Origin of the sequence: Bradyrhizobium sp. 22, assembly GCF_000482425.1 — a bacterium.
GTDB classification, from domain to species: domain Bacteria; phylum Pseudomonadota; class Alphaproteobacteria; order Rhizobiales; family Xanthobacteraceae; genus Bradyrhizobium; species Bradyrhizobium japonicum_B.
The window spans coordinates 46,842-65,472 of sequence record NZ_KI519400.1; the positions used below are offsets into that span (position 1 = coordinate 46,842).

The 18,631-nt window shown below is 66.1% G+C and carries 18 protein-coding genes; 7 read left to right on the top strand and 11 right to left on the bottom strand.

The window, feature by feature from the left end; genetic code table 11:
* Position 1: 1 nt before the first annotated feature.
* Genes K410_RS0125615 through K410_RS0125625 form a run of 3 tightly spaced genes read right to left on the bottom strand, consistent with a single transcriptional unit; the run spans position 2 to position 2,828 of the window.
* On the bottom strand, positions 2 to 868 hold the full coding sequence (locus K410_RS0125615; RefSeq protein WP_028137521.1) for an MlaD family protein: 867 nt from the start codon (positions 866 to 868) through the stop codon (positions 2 to 4).
* 29 nt (positions 869 to 897) lie between these two features.
* On the bottom strand, positions 898 to 1,692 hold the full coding sequence (locus K410_RS0125620) for an ABC transporter ATP-binding protein (RefSeq protein ID WP_049820300.1): 795 nt from the start codon (positions 1,690 to 1,692) through the stop codon (positions 898 to 900).
* 2 nt (positions 1,693 to 1,694) lie between these two features.
* Positions 1,695 to 2,828, bottom strand: a complete 1,134-nt coding sequence (locus K410_RS0125625; protein ID WP_028137523.1) for an MlaE family ABC transporter permease — start codon at positions 2,826 to 2,828, stop codon at positions 1,695 to 1,697.
* Positions 2,829 to 2,961: 133 nt separating this feature from the next.
* Between K410_RS0125625 and dgcA the strand changes: the two genes are divergently transcribed.
* Positions 2,962 to 3,957 carry an N-acetyl-D-Glu racemase DgcA gene (gene dgcA, locus K410_RS0125630; protein WP_028137524.1) on the top strand — a complete coding sequence of 332 codons (996 nt, stop codon included), beginning with the start codon at positions 2,962 to 2,964 and terminating at the stop codon, positions 3,955 to 3,957.
* Here dgcA and K410_RS0125635 read toward each other — a convergent pair.
* A complete protein-coding gene (locus tag K410_RS0125635; protein WP_028137525.1) occupies positions 3,927 to 5,123 on the bottom strand; it encodes an MFS transporter in 1,197 nt (398 codons plus the stop codon). The genes dgcA and K410_RS0125635 overlap by 31 nt on opposite strands.
* Before the next feature lie 75 nt (positions 5,124 to 5,198).
* Here K410_RS0125635 and K410_RS0125640 point away from each other — a divergent pair, with 75 nt between their 5' ends.
* On the top strand, positions 5,199 to 6,617 hold the full coding sequence (locus K410_RS0125640) for a hypothetical protein (RefSeq protein WP_028137526.1): 1,419 nt from the start codon (positions 5,199 to 5,201) through the stop codon (positions 6,615 to 6,617).
* A 270-nt stretch (positions 6,618 to 6,887) separates the two neighbouring features.
* On the opposite strand, the gene K410_RS0125645 is transcribed toward K410_RS0125640, so the two are convergent.
* The gene (locus K410_RS0125645) at positions 6,888 to 7,247 is read right to left on the bottom strand and encodes a hypothetical protein (RefSeq protein ID WP_049820432.1); all 360 of its coding nucleotides are present in this window, start codon (positions 7,245 to 7,247) and stop codon (positions 6,888 to 6,890) included.
* Between the two features lie 140 nt (positions 7,248 to 7,387).
* Here K410_RS0125645 and K410_RS0125650 point away from each other — a divergent pair, with 140 nt between their 5' ends.
* On the top strand, positions 7,388 to 7,771 hold the full coding sequence (locus K410_RS0125650) for a VOC family protein (RefSeq protein ID WP_028137528.1): 384 nt from the start codon (positions 7,388 to 7,390) through the stop codon (positions 7,769 to 7,771).
* Here the strand turns inward: K410_RS0125650 and K410_RS0125655 are convergent.
* Positions 7,764 to 8,207, bottom strand: coding sequence for an RbsD/FucU family protein (locus K410_RS0125655; RefSeq protein WP_028137529.1), 444 nt, complete (start codon positions 8,205 to 8,207; stop codon positions 7,764 to 7,766). The two genes, K410_RS0125650 and K410_RS0125655, sit on opposite strands and share 8 nt — an antisense overlap.
* Positions 8,208 to 8,371: 164 nt before the next feature.
* On the opposite strand from K410_RS0125655, the gene K410_RS0125660 reads away from it, so the two are divergent.
* Positions 8,372 to 10,162 (top strand): caspase family protein, encoded by a 1,791-nt coding sequence (locus K410_RS0125660; RefSeq protein WP_028137530.1) that lies wholly within the window; start codon positions 8,372 to 8,374, stop codon positions 10,160 to 10,162.
* A gap of 255 nt (positions 10,163 to 10,417) precedes the next feature.
* On the opposite strand, the gene K410_RS0125665 is transcribed toward K410_RS0125660, so the two are convergent.
* The 4 genes from K410_RS0125665 to thiD form a co-directional block, all read right to left on the bottom strand.
* Entirely contained in the window at positions 10,418 to 11,401 is a 984-nt protein-coding gene (locus K410_RS0125665; RefSeq protein ID WP_028137531.1) for a threonine/serine dehydratase family protein, read from the bottom strand.
* A gap of 62 nt (positions 11,402 to 11,463) precedes the next feature.
* Positions 11,464 to 12,522, bottom strand: a complete 1,059-nt coding sequence (locus K410_RS0125670) for a glycosyltransferase family 4 protein (protein WP_028137532.1) — start codon at positions 12,520 to 12,522, stop codon at positions 11,464 to 11,466.
* A 13-nt stretch (positions 12,523 to 12,535) separates the two neighbouring features.
* Positions 12,536 to 13,348 (bottom strand): UDP-2,3-diacylglucosamine diphosphatase, encoded by an 813-nt coding sequence (locus K410_RS0125675; protein WP_028137533.1) that lies wholly within the window; start codon positions 13,346 to 13,348, stop codon positions 12,536 to 12,538.
* Positions 13,349 to 13,640: 292 nt separating this feature from the next.
* The gene (thiD, locus tag K410_RS0125680; protein ID WP_028137534.1) at positions 13,641 to 14,441 is read right to left on the bottom strand and encodes a bifunctional hydroxymethylpyrimidine kinase/phosphomethylpyrimidine kinase; all 801 of its coding nucleotides are present in this window, start codon (positions 14,439 to 14,441) and stop codon (positions 13,641 to 13,643) included.
* A gap of 333 nt (positions 14,442 to 14,774) precedes the next feature.
* On the opposite strand from thiD, the gene K410_RS0125685 reads away from it, so the two are divergent.
* Positions 14,775 to 16,706, top strand: a complete 1,932-nt coding sequence (locus tag K410_RS0125685; protein WP_245269526.1) for a PAS domain S-box protein — start codon at positions 14,775 to 14,777, stop codon at positions 16,704 to 16,706.
* 102 nt (positions 16,707 to 16,808) lie between these two features.
* Positions 16,809 to 17,054, top strand: coding sequence for an Lrp/AsnC ligand binding domain-containing protein (locus tag K410_RS0125695; protein ID WP_018317369.1), 246 nt, complete (start codon positions 16,809 to 16,811; stop codon positions 17,052 to 17,054).
* Between the two features lie 7 nt (positions 17,055 to 17,061).
* On the opposite strand, the gene K410_RS0125700 is transcribed toward K410_RS0125695, so the two are convergent.
* Positions 17,062 to 18,000 (bottom strand): c-type cytochrome, encoded by a 939-nt coding sequence (locus K410_RS0125700; protein WP_028137536.1) that lies wholly within the window; start codon positions 17,998 to 18,000, stop codon positions 17,062 to 17,064.
* Between the two features lie 155 nt (positions 18,001 to 18,155).
* On the opposite strand from K410_RS0125700, the gene K410_RS0125705 reads away from it, so the two are divergent.
* Positions 18,156 to 18,572 carry a CHRD domain-containing protein gene (locus K410_RS0125705; RefSeq protein ID WP_028137537.1) on the top strand — a complete coding sequence of 139 codons (417 nt, stop codon included), beginning with the start codon at positions 18,156 to 18,158 and terminating at the stop codon, positions 18,570 to 18,572.
* Positions 18,573 to 18,631 lie beyond the last annotated feature (59 nt).

Here is an 18,631-nt window from a genome sequence, read left to right on the forward strand (position 1 = left end):
CCTACCGTCTCGGCGCCGCCGCCGGCTTCGGCGGTTCGGGCGGCGGTGCGGACTGTGACGAGTTGCTGGCGCCGAACAGCACGCGGGTCGGGTTGCGGTCGAAATTGTTCACGGCGCGGCTGATGTCGCCGAGGGTGCGGCGGCCGTCGGCCATCAGCGCGCCGGAGCGCTTGTCGAAATCGTCGGCGAGCTCGCGGATCGACTTCACCGCCTGGAACAGCTCGCCGCCGTCCTTACCGCCGGCCAGCGTGTTGAGGCCGAGCATGAGATTGTCGGCCTTGAGCATGACGCCGTCGACCTTGGCCATCACGCCGTCGATCTTCTCGGAATTGCGCGCCAGCGAGTTGGTGAAGGTCTCGAGGTTCTTCAGCGAGTTCTTCACCGATTCCTGATTGTCGGCGACGATCTTGTTGACGTTCTGCAGCGTGGCGCGGATCGCCTCGGTGACGTCCTGCAGCTTGTTGGGATCGGCGGTGAGCGTCGGGATGCCGTCCTGGTCGAGCGGCGGCGGGGCCGCCGCCTCGTCCCCGCCCTTGAGCGAGATCGCGGCGACGCCGGTGAGGCCCTGGAATTCGAGGCCGACCAGGGTGTCCTTGCGGATCGGGGCGTTGTTCTCGATCATGGCGAGTGCGACAACCCGCCGCGGATTGTCGAGCTTCACCGAGACCACCTCGCCCACCCGGATACCGTTGAAATTGACGCTGCCGCCGTTGCGCAGGCCCGCCGCCGGGCCCTCGAACACCACGCGCAAGGGGCTGCGCTGCTTGGTGGTGTGCAGCGACTGAAACCACAGCACGAAGCCGATCGCCGCGGCGATCACCGCCAGCGTGAACGACCCGATCAAAATGTAGTTCGCCCGCGTTTCCATCAGGTGCTCCGGCTACTCATCCCAGCTACTCAAGTCATGACCGCGCGGGCGCGCTTGCCATGGAAATATTGCCTCAACCAGGGATGCTGCGAGGCCTGCATGTCGGCGATCGACCCTGCCGCAATGATCTTACCGTTCCCTAAAACGGCGATGCGGTCACATGCTGTGTATAGGCTGTCGAGATCGTGGGTTACCATGAAAACCGTCAGCCCCAAAGTGCGTTGGAGCGTCCTGACCAGCTCGTCGAAGTCGCCGGCGCCGATGGGATCGAGGCCCGAGGTCGGCTCGTCCAGGAAGACGAGGTCCGGATCGAGCGACAGCGCCCGCGCCAGCGCCACGCGCTTGATCATGCCGCCGGAGAGCTCTGAGGGAAAGCGCTCGGCCACTTCCGGCTTGAGGCCGACCATGGCGAGCTTGGCCATGGTGATCTCGTCCATCAGCCGCTGCGAGACCCGCAAATATTCGCGCATCGGAAACTGGATGTTCTGCTGCACGGTCAGCGAGGAGAACAGCGCGCCCTGCTGGAACAGGACGCCCCAGCGCCGCTCGACGTTGCGGCGCTGCGCGGTGCTGGAGGAATCCAGGTCGACGCCGAACACCTCGATCGAGCCTGCGACCTTGGGCACGAGACCGATGATGGTGCGCGTCAAGACGGACTTGCCCGCGCCCGACGGGCCGACGAAGCCAAGAATCTCGCCGCGCTTGACGTCGAGGTTGAGGCCATCGAGCACGCGCGTCGTGCCGAACTGCACGGTGACGTCGCGGACGCGGATGATGGGATTTTGAATCTCGCTTTGAACTTCTCTTTGAACTTCTCTTGCCATCGTCACATCCCGATCGAGGCAAAGAAGATGGCGAACACGCCGTCCATCACGATGACGAAGAAGATGCCCTTCACCACCGAGGCCGTGGTGTGCTGGCCCAGCGATTCCGCGCTGCCCTGCACGGCAAGCCCTTCGACGCAGGCAACGATGCCGATCACCGCCGCCATCACCGGGGCCTTGACCATGCCGACGATGAAATGATCGATCGAGATGGCGTCGCGCAGGCGCAGCAGGAAGGCTTCGGGCTCGACCCCGCCATAGAGCCAGGCCACCAGCCCGCCGCCATAGAGCGCGGCCATGGCGCCGAGGAACGCCAGGATCGGCAGCGCCAGAACCAGCGCCATCATGCGCGGCAGCACCAGCACCTCGATCGGATCGAAGCCCATGGTGCGCAGCGCGTCGATCTCCTCGCGCATCTTCATCGAGCCGAGCTCGGCGGTGTAGGCGCTGCCCGAGCGGCCCGCGACCATGATCGCGACCAGGAGCACACCGATCTCGCGCAGCACCAGCACGCCGAGCATGTCGACCACGAAGATGTCGGCGCCGAACCGCCGGAAATGGAAGATGCCTTGCTGGGCGATGATGCAGCCGATCAGGAAGGTGATCAGCACGATGATCGGCACCGCGCGCCAGCAGACCTGCTCCATGTGGTGCACGGTCGAGGTCAGGCGGAACGAGCGCGGATGGATCAGGACGCGAAACCATGCCGCGAGCACGGCACCGAGCATATCGACGAGGCCCGCGACCGTTCCGGCCAGGCCGGCCACGGTCCGGCCGATCTGCTCCAGCATGCCGGCGATGGTGATCGGGCTGCTGTCGACCACGGCCCCCGCCCTGACCCGCCGCACCTCGTCGACGAGGCTGGAATAATTGGCGGACAGCCCTGCGATCTGGGCCTCGACGGCGCCTTGGGTCAGGCTGCGGCGCAGCCGCTCGATCAGCCAAGCCCCGAAGGTGTCGAGCTTGGCGACTTCGGAGACGTCGATGAAGATGCTTTGGGGGCCGCCGGCGAGCTTCTCGGCGTCGGCTACCATCCGTTCCAGCACCGGCGCAAAGCTCGCGGTCCAGGTCCCAGTGGCGCAAAGTGCCAGCGCGTTGCCCTTGGCAATCCGTTCCAGCTTCGGATCGCTATCCAAATGTCCGCTCCCGTACCGGGGCGGAGAAAATCACAGAGTTGCGCACGCGCCCTTACCCAGAGAAGGTATCCCCAAGTGGTTAATGTTAGTTGCTAGAGGTAACTAGCAGGTTCAGATTTCGCCAGAGTTCAAAATGACTTCCATGAAATTTGCTGCCCTGGCGGGGCGAATCGAGCGCTTCCCGATCGCGGGCAGCTTTACCATCAGCCGCGGGGCCAAAACCGAGGCCGTGACTGTTGTGGCGGAGGTCAGCCGGGCCGGGCTGACCGGCCGCGGCGAGTGCGTGCCCTATCCCCGCTATGGCGAGACGCCCGAGGCGACGCTGGCGGCCCTCCAGGCCATGCAGCAGGCCGTCGCCGACGGTATCTCCCGGCAGGCGCTCCAGGCCGCCATGGCGCCTGGCGCGGCCCGCAACGCCCTGGATTGCGCCCTGATCGACCTCGAGGCCAAGGCGGCGGGCTTGCGCGCCTGGAACCTGCTCGAACGTCCGGTGCCGGGCGAGCGCACCACCGCCTACACGATCTCGTTGGGGACCCCCGAGGCCATGGCCGCCGCGACCGCCAAGGCGGCGCACCGGCCGCTGCTCAAGATCAAGCTCGGTGGCGACGGCGATCCGGAGCGGATCGCGGCGGTGCGCAAGGCCGCGCCCGAATCCGAGCTGATCGTCGATGCCAACGAGGCCTGGACCGAAGCCAGTCTGGAAGCCAACCTTGCCGCCTGCGCCGCCGTCGGCGTCACCCTGGTGGAGCAGCCGCTGCCGGCGGGCCAGGACGAGGCGCTGGCGCGGATCAAGCGGCCGCTCGCGGTCTGCGCCGACGAGAGCGTGCATGACCGCTCCTCGCTCGCTCCCTTGCGCGAGCGCTACGACGCCGTGAACATCAAGCTCGACAAGACCGGCGGTCTCACCGAGGCGCTCGCGATGGCCGATGCGGCGCAGGCGCTCGGCTTCGAGATCATGATCGGCTGCATGGTCGCGAGCTCGCTGTCGATGGCCCCGGCCATGCTGGTGACGCCGCAGGCACGCTTCGTCGATCTCGACGGCCCGCTGCTGCTGGCACGCGACCGTGACCACGGGCTGCGGTACGACGGCAGCCTGGTCTATCCGCCGGAGGCCTCGCTGTGGGGCTGAGCCATCAGCCGGTGCCGCGCCGACCAGATCAGCAGCGCGCCGCCGGCGGCCATCGCGGCCATGACGTAATACAGGCCGTCGCCGATGCGGGCGTAGATCGCGCCTGACGCGATCGAGGTGGTGGCGCCCAACAGGCCGTTGCAGGCGGCGTAATAGCCCTGCCCGCGTGCGATCTGATGCGGCGGCACGCGCTGCACCAGAAGATTCATCGTGCCGACGATGGTCATGCCGAAGGTAAAGCCGTGGCCGAGCTGCACGATCGCGAGCAGCGCCAGCGGCGGCTCGTTCGCGGTGACGATCCAGCGCACTACGGCGCTAAGCCCGCCGATCGCGATCATGGTGGAGGGATGCAGTGAGAAGCGCGGCGACAGCGCGAACACGACGATCTCCGCGATCACGCCCAGCGTCCACAGCCCCGCGATCGTCAGCCCGCTGATCCCGTGGAGCTGCCAGTTGATGGCCGAGAAGGTGTAATAGGCGACGTGGCTGCCCTGGATCAGCGCCGCCGAGACGATGACGGCCCAGAAGCCGGCATCGCGCAGCAGCGCCTTGCCGGCCTGCCTCTCCGCCGTCTTGCGCCTGAGATCGTCGAGCGGCTGAAGCAGCAGGCTGGCCGCGACCGCAACGACGGCCCATGCGACGATGATCCAGATCAGGTCGCGCGCGGCGATGACGTCGACGAGATAGCCGCAGGCGAGCGAGCCGGCGGCAAACGCCGCCGAGCCCCACAGCCGCAACGGTCCGTAATCGAGCCCGTAACGGGCGACGCCGCGCAGCGCATAGGCGTCGGTCAGCGGCATCGTCGGCGTCCACATCATGCAGGTCAGCGCATAGATCAGGAACAGCGCCAGCGGCTGCTGCTGCAGGCCGACCGCCGTAAAGCCGATCGCGGTCGCCAGCACCGACAGCATCATGGCGGCGCGGATGGCCTGTCGCTTCTCGGCAAAGGCGGTCACCTGCGGCAACGTGGTGAAGCGGGTGATCGCCGGCAGCGCGTTGATCAGCCCGATCCAGGCCGCGTCGATGCCGATCGCCTTCAGCCACACCGGAAAGAACGGCAGATGCGTGCCCGAGACCGCGAACACGGCCGAATAGAACAGGGCGAGGCCGACGGCGAATCGCCGCTTCCTCGATGCCGCGATGGGGATTTGTGATTCGGACTGCATCAAACCAATTGCGATTCGGTCGATATCGTGGTGATCGTTACAGTAACGCGTAGTGATTTGCGCGACGAGATCGTCATGGCCAACGAAGCATTCGCCCTCTCGCCTATGTCTGCCCGCGCGGCCGAGCCGAACGAGCAGGATTACGACGCGATCCGCGAAGCCTTCATGGAGACGGCACGCGGCCGCTGGTTCCTCGGCGAATACGCCAAGCGCAACCGCAATGCCGACACGCGCATGGTGCTCGACGCGGTCGCCAAGATCGAGGAAACCCTTGCGGCGCAGCGGCAACCCGTCGTCGAGGACCGCCTGCCCGAGGCGCTGGTCGAGATCCGCCGCGCGATTCGCGAGGCCGAGACCATTGCGCTTGCGGCGTTCGACCCCGCGGCGATCGAAGCCAGCCTCGCGCCGATTCCGCGCGGGGTGCGCATCATCAAGGAGATCTCCTGGCGCTGGCGCGAGATCGGCGCCGACGGGCGAATCTGCGACCTCATTGATTCGCAGCTCGCCTCGATCGAGGCCGCCTGCGGTCAGGCCCAGGCCATCGATCCCCGTGTCGAGCTCAGGATCGCCTTCGACCTGCTGAAGGATCGGGTCGAGCAGACGGAGGGCGGCGCAACGAAGCCGGCGGCTTCCCCGGCTCCGGTGCAGGAGGCGCCGTCATCCGTCGCCGAAGCCCCGGTCGAGACCGCGCCGGAGGCGATGGCCGGCGAAGCACCCGTGGCTTTTACGGAGCCGCTGCAGGACGCCGCAGCAAATGCGCCCGAAGCCGTTGCCGAGACGGCCAGCGCTGCCGAAGCGTTCGCCGCGGCCGAACAGGCAATGGACACGGCGGTCGCGACGGAGATCGCGGCCGAAAGTCAGGTCGCTGTCGAAAACGCCGCGCTCGACCAGGCCGCGCCGGAACATGTCGCGCGTGCAGATGCCGCGCCTGAAGACGTCTCGTTTGAAGAGCCGGCAACTGAACCCACCGCCTTGTCGGACGTCGTCGACGCGCTCGCGCTCGATGCTGCCGCGCAGGCCGAGGACGATGCCGTGCTTGAGGCTATCGCGCTGGAGATGGCCGCCCCCGATCCAGAGTTCGACGAGATCATCGCACCGGCGGAGATGGACGCGACCGTTCCGGAGCCGAGTCTCGCGGAGACCGCAGCGCCCGTCGCTGCCGAGACGGCCGCGCCTCAACCGGTCGTCGCTCCCGTGGTCGAAGAGCCCGCCGACGCGCCGATATCGATGGACTCGCTCGCGCGCCTCACCGACGCCATCGCGGAGGCCGCCGCCGAGGTGCGGGAGCAGCCGGCCCCGGCAATGGCGGCCAGTGCCATCTTCGCCGCGGCCCCGGCTACGACGCTGCCGACGCCCTCGCCCGTGCCGGAGCCCTCGCTCGGTGCCACCATCCTCGCCAGCGGCATTCTGCAAAAGCCCCGCGCGCCCGCCAACGATCCCCTCGCCCCGATCCGCCGCATGACCCAGGCCGAGAAGATCGCGTTCTTCTCGTAAGGGGGCGCTGCGTACTCACTTTCGTGTCCCGGACGAGCGAAGCGCAGAGCCGGCACCCAGAAGCCGCAATCTCAGTCGCAACATGGGCCCCGGCTCAGCAGCGCACCGCTGAAGAAGCGCTGCGTTGCGTCCGGGGCGCAAGCGGAAGAGGCGCACCCTCACCGCATCGTCATTGCGAGCGCAGCGAAGCAATCCAGAATCCCCTCCGCGGAAAGACTCTGGATTGTTTCGCTGCGCTCGCAATGACACGGAAGCGCTGTCCGCGCGCGCTCACCCGCAATTCCAGATCGGCCCGATCGGCGTGCGCGTCCAGCACGGACCGAAGCTGCCGCCGTTGTAGCGGCCGCCGTTGAAGCCGGGGCGGCCGAAATAGTGCCACTCGCCGTCCCAGCGGTAATATTGCGGAACCGGATCGATGTACCAGTGGCGGCGCTCATTGCGCGCGAGGCGCCGCATCGCGTCCTTCTGCTTGTAGAGCGGGATGCTGTTGCTCAGCGGCTGGCGATAGCCGGGCAGGAAGCCATAGCCTTTCCAGACCGGCTTGGGACGCTTTTGCGCGGCCTCAGCGGGCGCGACGGCGGGCAGCAGAGACAGGATGATGGCAACGAATAGACACATGAGGCGGGACATGAATTGATGATAGACGCTCGCCTGTCGGAAGACCATTCAAATTCGAGTGGGAGGCTTTTTGCCGCTTCGACACGTCGGCCTGTCCCGATAAGCTTGCCAGCGCAGCAGCAGCTGGGCGAATAATATTGCGGAGTGAACGCATGTCTGAAACCCCGCACGTCGGCGCTTTCGCCATCGTTCCAAGCAACGATCTTGCCGCTGCAATTCCGTTCTGGGAACGCCTCGGCTTTGCGCGCAGCGGCGGCGATGCCGGCTATGTCATCATGAGCGGTTGGGATTGCGAGGTGCATCTCACGCAAGCCGGGGACGGCCTATGGCGCGTGCCCGAGCATAATCCTTTCGGCATCTTCATCCGCACGCCCGAGGTCGAGGCCATCGCGGCGCGCGTGGACGATCTCATCATCCGTCCCGGCGGCGTGCTGCGTCACCGCGAATGGGGCATGTATGAGTTCGGCATCAACGGCCCTGACGGCCTCCTCGTTAGGATCGGCTGGCCCTCGGCGCTGATGAGGCCCGCTAGCTGATCACGCCCTTCCGGATCAGGAAGCAGCCATAGCCCCTGCTGTCGCCGACCTGCACCACGCCAAAGCCCGCCGCCGCCGCGCGATAGAAATCGGATCGCGAGAGCTTGCCGGGACTGACCGGACTGCCGCTGGCGCGTTCGATCTCGGCGAGCACCGCGCGCTGCACCTCGGGCACGCGGTCGGGATCGTCGACCGGCATCATCACGCGCACCGGATCGGGATCGAAATCGTCGAGCGGATAGACCGACATGATGGCGCGGATGGCAGTCTCCATCGTCATGCCCGGCAACTGGATCAGGCGCTGCGACGATGTGCTGCGAGCGATATGCGTGGCCGGGTGGTTGGCGTCGACGACCACGAGATCGTCGCCGTGGCCCATGGAAGCCAGCAGCCAGAGCAGGTCTGGCGTCAGGATCGGATCGATCGATTTCAGCATGTGACGACGGCTCCGCCCAGCGATCGCTAACCATAGCAGGTTCCAAGCGTGATTCAGATCACGTCCATCGCCATGGTGACAGGGATCACGGACCTCGCGCTCGAACGCGGCCAGGCTTGGTCGCAACCAATCTCGTATCGAGATGAGTGCCAAAGGAGCACGCCATGTTCCGCCTAAAGCCTTTTTTGATGACAGCCGGCCTCGTGGGAAGCCTGTTCGGCTTCGCCTGTGGGCCCGTTTCCGCGCAAGTCGCCCCGGTCCAGCCTGCTCCCACCGCGCTGCAAGGCCCGGAGCAGCGAGTGGCGCTGGTGATCGGCAATGCGAACTACCAGAACGCGCCGCAGCTTGCGAACCCCGACGATGATGCCCAGTCGATCGCGCAGTTCCTGAATTCCGCCGGCTTCGAGGTGGTTGCCGCGACCGACCTGACCCAGAACGACATGCTGCGCGTCGTCCAGGACTTCTCCGCCAAGGTCGCTTCGCGCGGTCCGAACACGGTGGCGATGGTCTATTACGCCGGCCACGGCGTGCAGCTCGCGGGCGAGAACTATCTCGTTCCGGTCGACGCCAAGGTCTCCAACCCGACCGAGCTCGTCAACAATTCGGTGCGCCTCGTCGACGTGATGTCGACGCTGGAGACGATCCCGAGCCGCATGCGCATCGTCATTCTCGATGCCTGCCGCAACAACCCGTTCCCTGAGGTCAACGACGCCGGCCGCGGCTTGGCCATCGTCGACGCGCCGAACGGCTCGATCGTCGGTTACTCGACCGCGCCGGGCGCCGAGGCGCTCGACGGCACCGGCGGCCACAGCCCGTACACGCAAGCCTTCCTCAACGTCGCGCGCGAGCCCAACGTGCCGATCGAGCAGCTGTTCAAGCGCGTCCGCCTGCAGGTGAACCAGACCACCAGCGGCGCGCAGATCCCGTGGGAGAGCTCCTCGCTGACGAGCGACTTCACCTTCTTCGGCGACACTGCCGTTGCTGCCAACCGTGCGCCGGTGAAGGCGCCGGTGGTGCAGATGGCCTCCAACCTGCCGAGCCGTTCGACGCGCCAGGCCTATGACTACGTCGTGTCCGAGGGCCGGCCGGAATATTATCAGGAGTTCATCCGGATGTATCCGCACGACCCGCTGTGCGACCACGTGCGCTGGCTGCTCAACAACATCCTGATCTCGCAGGCCTGGCACAAGACCGTACTGGCGAACTCGCCAGTCGCGTATAAGAGCTTCTATGACAGCTACGGCAACAGCCCCTATGCGCAGGTCGCGCTGAAGCTGCAGGCGCAGCCGAAGCAGATCCCCTTGATGCAGGCGACCAAGTTCCTGGCCCCGCAGACCATTGCCCCGACCTTCAAGATCGGCAATCTCGGCCAGCAGAAATACATGCCGCTGCTGCAGCAGGGCAATGGCGGCGGTCAGCTCAATGGCAACCTGCCGATCGTGCAGAAGCCGATCGACAATGTCATCGGCAAGCCCGGCAATGGCGGCCAGATCGTCAATCTGCCGGCTGGCAACAACAATCAGCAGAACGGCACGCCGTCGCAGACCCCGGGCAAGATCGTCACCCTGCCCGCGCCGACCACCACCAACAAGGGTGGCATCGGCAAGATCGTGACGCTGCCTGCGACCAGCAACAAGCCGGACGGCGGCAACGTCAATGGCAGGCCGGGCAAGATCGTGAGCATGCCGGTGAACGTCGGCAAGGGCGGCTCGACGATCGACGCAAAACCGGCCGCTCAGACCCAGGGTCAGCCGATCCGCGTCAACAACGGCAACACCGGCATCGTGAAGCTCAACAACAACCCGGTGAACAAGGTGCAGGTGCAGACCAACCGTCCGCAGCTCAACACGACGCCGAGCCGCATGGTCAACAGCAACAGCAACTTCCGGCAGTCGATGAACCAGGCGCCGAGCATGAGCAATGGCGGAAATCGCCGCAGCGGCTTCATGCGCTGATCGCGCGAGCCACACAACGACGAGGGGTGGGGCCGCGATGCTCCCCCTCCCTTTTCATGTCAGGGCAGCGCCCTATTCAGAGGAGCCGTCATGCCCGGGCTTGTCCCGGGCATCCACGTTCTAGGTGCTGCCGGTAAAGACGTGGATGGCCGGGACAAGCCCGGCCATGACGCCGTGGAGGCGACCACGCGCTCAAACACGCATCGGACGTGCGATTGCGGCCGGCAGGCAAAAGCGAGCGGACCGCTTTAGAAATCACGCCACCAGCTCGGCGAACAGATCCGCATCGACGTTGCCGCCGGAGAGCACGATGACGACGTTCTTGCCGGCGACGTCGAGACGTCCTGCCAGCAGCGCGGCAAGACCCACCGCGCCGCCCGGCTCCACCACCAGCTTGAGCTCGCGATAGGCGAAGGCGACGGCGGCGCCGACCTCAGCATCGGAAGCCGTGACGCCGCGCGCCAGCAGCTTGCTGTTGATCGCAAAAGTCATCTCGCCGGGGATCAGGGCCATCAGCGCATCGCAGATGGTGCGGCCCGCGGGCCCGTGCGGCTCGCGATGACCCGCGCTCAGCGAAATGCCGTGATCGTCGAACGCCTCGGGCTCGGCCACCACGATCTCGGCGAGCGGATAGCGTGCCTTCACCGCGGTCGCGACGCCCGCGATCAGGCCGCCGCCGGACGCCGGTGCCACCACGATGTCGGGGGAAAGGCCAAGCGTTGCCATGTCCTCCGCGATCTCGCGGCCGGCAGTGCCCTGTCCTGCGATCACGAACGGATCGTCGTAGGGCCTCACCAGCGTCGCGCCGCGCTTTTCGGCGATGCCGCGCGAGATCGCTTCGCGGTCGTCCTTGTCGCGATCATAGAGCACGACCTCGGCGCCGTAGGATTTGGTGCGCTCGCGCTTGGACAGCGGCGCATCGGCAGGCATCACGATGGTCGCCTGCATGTCGAGGATTTTTGCCGCCGCCGCCACGCCCTGGGCGTGATTGCCGGAGGAGAACGCGACGACGCCGCCGGCGCGCTTGTCCTGCGGGATCGAGAACACCTTGTTGAAGGCGCCGCGGAACTTGAACGAGCCGGTGCGCTGGAGCATCTCCGGCTTCAGGAAGACTTTCGCGCCAACCCGCTCGTTGAGCACCGGAAAGGACAACAGCGGGGTGCGGATGGCGTAAGGCGCGATCACGCGCGCTGCGGCGTCGATATCGGCGGGGCCGATCGGGAGAAGCTGTTCGGTCATATCAGACCTTATCGCGGCCATTGAGCCGCGGGCAAGACACCTCCGCGCGAGGAATCTTCCCCTCAGGCGACGAAGCGCGGCTGTTCCGTGCCGTCCCGGCCCGGCAGCACGCCCCCCACCGCCTGGATATTATCAACAAAAGCCCTCGCCGAGGCTTCCCAGGTGTAGTTGGCGGCGAATTCGACACAGTCCTGCCGGGAAATGTCGAGCGCCGCGAAGCAGGCGTTGCGGAGGTCGTGATCGAGGGCACCGACCGGGGCATTGCCGATCACGTCGCGGGGGCCCTTCACCGGAAAGGCCGCGACCGGCAGGCCGCTCGCCAGCGCCTCCAATAGCACCAGGCCGAATGTGTCGGTCTTGCTGGGGAATACGAACACGTCGGCCGCCGCATAGATGTCCGCCAGCGCCTCGCCATGCTTCTCGCCGAGGAAGATCGCTTCGGGATAGGCCTCTTCCAGCGCGGCGCGCGCCGGGCCGTCGCCCACAATCACCTTGGTGCCGGGCAAATCGAGGTCGAGGAACGCTTCGAGATTCTTCTCCACCGCGACGCGGCCGACCGACAGGAACACCGGTGCCGGCAGGCAGAGGTCGATGGCACGCGGATGGAACACCTTTGTATCGACGCCGCGCGGCCACAGCACGACATTGGCGAAACCGCGCTCGGCCAGCTCGCAGGCGAGCGCAGGCGTTGCCGCCATCACGGCACGGCTGGGCGCATGGAAGCGGCGCAGCGCCCGCCAGATCAGCGAGCCCGGAACCGGCACGCGGGCGCGGACATATTCGGGAAAGCGGGTGTGAAAGCTGGTCGTGAACGGCAGCCGGCGCTGGCGGCAATAGCGGCGGACCATCAGGCCGATTGGCCCTTCGGTCGCGATGTGGATGCTGTCCGGGCGCGCCTCCTCGATCAGCCTGGCAATGCGCGCGGGGCGCGGCATCGCCAGCCGCACGTCGCGATAGCTCGGCATCGCGAAGGTGCGGAACGCTTGCGGCGTCAGGAACGTGAACGCAACGCCGGAGCCTTCGACATCAAGCCCTTCGGCTGCGTCCGCCAGCTTGGTCAGCGTCCGAACCACACCGTTGACTTGCGGGTGCCAGGCGTCGGTCGCGACCAAAATGCGCATCGGGCGGCCTCGGTTATGCGGCTCTGGCTGCAACCTGCGGGACGGCCGCCGGCTTCTGCAGATGATCCGCCCAGGTGATGATCTCGAAACGACCGTCGTCGTGCTCGACGAGCGCGGTGCAGCTCTCGACCCAGTCACCGCAATTCATGTAGCGAATGTCGCCTTCGTCGCGGATCACGGCATAGTGGATGTGGCCGCAGATCACGCCGTCGGCGTCGTAGCGCCGCGCCTCGGCGGCGAGCGCCTGCTCGAACGCGCCGATATAATTGACCGCGTTCTTGACCTTCTGCTTGGCCCATTGCGACAACGACCAATAGGGCACCTTGAACAAGCGGCGGAAGAAGTTGACGAAGCGATTCATCTGGATCGCGAAGTCGTAGGCCTTGTCGCCGAGATGGGCGAGCCAACGCGCGTTCTGCACCACGAGATCGAAGATGTCGCCGTGGATGACGAGATAGCGCTTGCCGTCGGCGCCGGTGTGAACGGTGTTCTCGACCACGTCGATGCCGCCGAAATGCGTGCCGTAATAGTTGCGCAGGAACTCGTCGTGATTGCCGGGGATGTAGATGACCTTGGCACCCTTGCGCGCCTTGCGCAAAAGCTTCTGGACGAGGTCGTTGTGGGATTGCGGCCAGTGCCAGCTCGATTTCAGCGCCCAGCCGTCGACGATGTCGCCGACCAGATAGATCGTGTCGGCGTCGTGGTAGCGCAGGAAGTCGAGCAGAAGATCGGCTTGAGAACCGCGGGCTCCGAGATGAACGTCGGAGATGAACAACGTGCGAAAGCGCCGCTCGGGGCCCTCGTCACTCACATCGTAACTTCCCATGCGCCAGCCTGTAACAATGTCCCGTGACAGGGGGATGACCGATTGAACCCGTGAGGCACCTCTAGATACGAATCACGCCTAGCCTCGCCCTCCCTGCGAATATCAGTCGCATGCGACAATCAGGCGACACGGCGCCGCAGAAGGTGATCGTCATGCCCGGGCCTGTCCCGGGCACCACGTTCGTCGTGCTGCGTGGCAAGGCGTGGATGGCCGGGACAGGCCCGGCCATGACGAGGTGGGGGCTCGCGTGCCCCCAAACTGCGCCGCGGCGGCGCTCCCGCGCGCGCCCGCGTCAGTAGAACCTGTGAAAATGATGGATCGGGCCGTGGCCGTGTCCGACGCTGAAGCGGTCGGCGGCGGCGATCGCCGCGCTGATCCAGGTCTTGGCGTTGCGCACGGCGCTCGCCAGATCCTCGCCCTTGGCGAGCCCGGCCGCGACCGCCGAGGACAGCGAGCAGCCGGTGCCATGGGTGTTGCGGGTCGCGACGCGCGGCGCGGCCAGCGCGAGCGTTCCCTCGCCGCTGACGAGATAATCGATGCTCTCGGCGCCCTCGCCGTGCCCGCCCTTGATCAGGACCGCACGGCAACCGAGCGCCAGCAGGCGCCGCCCCTGGCTTTCGATCTCCGCTTCGCTTGCCGCGACCGGCTCGTCGAGCAGCGCCGCGGCCTCCGGCAGATTGGGCGTGACCACCGACGCCAGCGGTATCAGTTTCGTGCGCAGCGCATTGACGGCCTCCGCGGCGAGCAGGCGATCCCCGGACGTCGCCACCATCACGGGATCGAGCACGACGTGCCTCGGCGACCAGCGCAACAATGCGGCCGCGATCGCCTCGATGCTGGCGACCTGGGCCACCATGCCGATCTTCACCGCGCCGATGTCGAGATCGGAGAACACCGCATCGATCTGCTCGGCGACGAACGATGCCGGCACGGCGTGGATGCCGGTGACGCCGCGGGTGTTCTGCGCGGTCAGGGCCGTGATGACGGACGCGCCGTAGACGCCGAGCGCCGCAAACGTCTTCAGGTCGGCCTGGATGCCGGCGCCGCCGCTGGAATCGGAGCCGGCGATGGTGAGTGCGACCGGGGTCGTCATCGCCGGGCACCTTTGCTGGATACGGACACCGCCATGGCCTGTCCTAGCGCGACCGCGAAACACCGGCAAGCGCCCACCCGCCGGCGGCAGCCCGTGATTCGCCGTGGCGCCCCCAGTTCGAATCAGGCGAACTCGAGGGCCTCGGCGCCGCAACGGTACGGGATGCAACCGCGCGGAAACCCTTGGTATAGTCTCGAACTGCTTCGTCGATGCGGCAGACGTCGGGTGGTCGACCTGTCAGCGACACCGATGTTCCGGGCCGCAAGGCCGCTCGGAACGGAATCGTGGGGTGAAACGATGTGGGCCTTTTTCGAACGTCTCCTCGACTCGTCCATGCTTTCGCCGCACGGCATCTGCCTGTTGTGGGAACCCGAGCTGATCTGGCTTCACGTCGCCGCCGACGCCTGCATCGCCGCCGCCTATTTCTCGATCCCGATTGCCCTCGCAATCCTGGTCACCAAGCGGCGCGACCTCAAATTCGGCTGGATCTACTGGGGCTTCGCAATCTTCATCATGGCGTGCGGCCTGACCCATGTGCTGTCGATCTACACGCTCTGGGTCCCGATCTACGGCATCGAGGGCATCGTCAAGGCGGCGACCGCGGTGGCCTCCGTGGTCACGGCGGGCGCGCTTTGGCCGCTGCTGCCGAAGATTCTGGCGATCCCCTCGCCGTTCGAGCTGCGGCAGGTCCAGGCCGCGCTCGAGGAGGAGGAAATCAAGAGCCGCGACGCCGCGCTGCTGCTCCAGCAGATCAGCGACGCGCAGCGTGCGATGCGCGAGAGCATGACGCGCCTCACCGCCATCGTCGAGACCGCGGTCGATGGCGTCATCCTGTTCGATGCGCAGGACCGCCTCCTGCTGTTCAACCCGGCCTGCGAGCGCCTGTTCGGCTATTCCGCCGACGAGGTGATGGGCCGGAACGTCAGGATGCTGATGCCCGAGGCGGGCAGCCAGGCGAGTCATTTCGCGACCGCCGGCGAGGCCATTGGTCTGCGCAAGGACGGATCGACCTTTCCGATGGACGTGTCGGTCGGCCAGGCGCGGCAGGACGGCGAGTTGATCTTCGTCGGCATCGTCCACGACCTGACCGCGCGCAAGCTGACCGAGCAGCAGCTGCAGCAGGCGCAGAAGATGGAGACGGTCGGCCAGCTCTCCGGCGGCATCGCCCACGACTTCAACAACCTGCTGACCGTCATCATCGGCAATGCCGAGCATTTGAGCGAGCAGCTCAAGGCGAGGCCCGATCTGCGGCGCTTCGCCGACGACATCTGCCAGTCGGGCGAACGCGGCGCCGAGCTGACGCAGCGGCTGCTCGCATTCAGCCGCCGCCAGTTGCTGCAGCCTCAGACGGTCGATTGCCGGGGCCTGCTCGAGTCCATGTTCAAGCTGCTCAAGCGCACCTTGCGCGAAGACATCGAGATCAAGACGATCTCCGGGCCCGGCACGATCCTGGCCTTCGCGGATCGCGCCCAGCTCGAATCCGCCGTGCTGAACCTGGCGCTCAACGCGCAGGATGCCATGCCGGCCGGAGGTCACTTGACCCTGGCCACGGAGTTGACGATGCTCGACGAGGAGTATCGCGCCGTCCACCCCGAAGTCGCATCCGGGGCTTACACCTTGATCGCGATCGCCGACGACGGCGCAGGCATGACGCCCGATGTCGCCCAGCGCGCCTTCGAGCCGTTCTTCACGACCAAGGAGGTCGGCAAGGGCTCGGGTCTCGGCCTCAGCATGGTCTATGGCTTCGCCAAGCAATCAGGCGGCCATGTCTCGATCTACAGCGAGAAAGGCCTCGGGACGACCGTCCGGATCTACCTGCCGCGCGCGGACAAAGGACAATGGCAGGCCGACCTTTCCGACGGCGAGGACGCGGCCCCGCGGGGCTACGAGACGATCCTGATCGTAGAGGACGATCCGTTCGTTCGCTCCTCCACCATTCGCCGGGTGGAGGCGCTCGGATATCGCGTCGTCGCCGCGGTCAACGGCAAGGACGCGTTGCAGCAGCTGCGCACCGACCCCGGCATCGACATGCTGTTCACCGACATCGTGATGCCCGGCGGCATGAGCGGCTGGGAGCTCGCCGAGCAGGCGCGGCGGATTCGCCCCTCGCTGCCGGTCCTGTTCACCTCGGGCTACGCATTGGAGACCCTGGTCGAGCACGGCCGCGCCCACGCGCAGGCAATCGTGCTGACCAAGCCCTATCGCAAGGCCGAGCTTGCCCAGCGGCTGAGAGACGCATTCGCCGCGGCGACCGTGGCGTCCTGATTTGGAGCCTCGGGCCGGCGGCCGGCTGCCAGCAAGCCCGCTTGCTAAATCGTGCCGGGTTTGGCCTATTAGCCGGAAGAATACGCTTTCGGAGTGCCCGCGATGGTTCCTTTTTTCGTCCAGATCAAATGCAAGCTCGGCCAGTCCTACACGGTGGCCAATGCGCTTGCCGAAGCCGAGATCGCCTCCGAGATCTACTCCACGGCCGGCCAATACGACCTGCTCGTGAAGTTCTACGTCGACAAGGACACCGACATCGGCCATTTCGTCAACGAGAAGGTGCAGGTGCTGCCGGGCATCCAGGACACCCTCACCATCATCACGTTCAAGGCGTTTGGCGCCAGCTAGCGCGCAGCTAACCGGCTTCCTTGCCGGCTTCCTTGCGTTTGGGCCGCGGCGGACCGTCCACCGGCGGCAGCGATTTGAGGTACTCCGCCATCGCCGCAATATCCTCGTCGGGCAGTTGCGAGGTGTTCTTGATCACGCGCGTCATCGCGCCGCCGACGCTGTCACCGTCGGGCAATTCGCCGTTCTTGAGGAAATAGGCGATATCCTTCACGCTCCACTCGCCGAGCCGCTTCTGGGTGATGTTGGGCACCCAGCCCTCGCCTTCGGGATTGGGCCCGCCGGCGAAGCGCTGGGTCGAGATGATGCCGCCCAGCGCGTTGCGCGGGCTGTGGCATTCGGCGCAATGGCCAAAGCTGTTGACGAGATAGGCGCCGCGTTTGAATTGCGGTGACTTGCTGCTGTCGGCGATGAGCGGCTTATCGTCCAGAAACAGGAACTTCCAGATACCGACATTGCGCCGGATGTCGAAGGGAAACTGCATGTCGTGGTCGCGCACCTTGCCGGTCACTGGCGGCAGCGTCTTCAAGTAGGCGAAGAGATCGAGCACGTCCTCACGCCTGGCGTGCTGATAGGACGTGTAGGGGAAGGCAGGAAAATAATGCTGCCCGCCCGGCGACACGCCGTACATCACTGCGTTGACGAAGTCGACGTCCGTCCATTTGCCGATGCCGTCGTTCGGATCCGGAGAGATGTTCGGCGCATAGAACGTTCCGAACGGCGACTTGATCGCGACGCCGCCACCGAGCCTGCCACGATCGGGCTGGTCGGGCGTGGCATGGCAGGACGCGCAGCCCCCGGCGTTGAACATCACCTCGCCATTGGCAAGGTTGGCCACATGGGCCGGCGCGTTGCCCGCGGCCGCTACCTTCGGCGCGCTGAGCCACCAATAGGCGCCTGCGGCAACGAGCGCCGCGAGCAGCCCGATGAGAATTGTTCGTTGCAACATGCAGATCCATTCAATCGTCGCGGCAAACTTATGACCGATATCGTCGCGGCTCCAGCCACGAAGAATTTAGCCCGCCTCGGCCGGACACGGGAATAAACTGAAATGCCGGCTGTTGGAAGTTTGCCAGCCCGAACGGGTTCAGCAGGGAGAATGTCATGAACAAGACCGTCATTGCCGCCCTGGCACTCGGTGCCGTGACCTTCGCAGGCCCGGCCAACGCCGAAAAACTCAAAGCAACGCTCGACGGCAAGTCAGAGGTGCCGCCAACCGCGGGCAGCGGCACCGGAACCGCCGAACTGAACTATGATGCCGCCAGCAAGAAGCTGACCTGGACCGTCACTTATTCCGGACTCTCCGGTCCCGCCACCGCGGCGCATTTCCACGGGCCCGCCGAAGCCGGCAAGAATGCCGGCGTCGCGGTCGCGATCCCGAATGCGGCCGCAAGTCCGGTCAAGGGCGAAGCGACGCTGACGGATGCGCAGGCCGCCGATCTGCTCGGCGGCAAGTATTACATCAACATCCACACCGCGGCCAATCCGGGCGGCGAGATCCGCGGTCAGGTGACGAAGTAAGCCGCAACGCTGCTTCGGCGCGAAGGCCGGGCGCAGGGAGGGGGCGCCCGGCCTTTTCG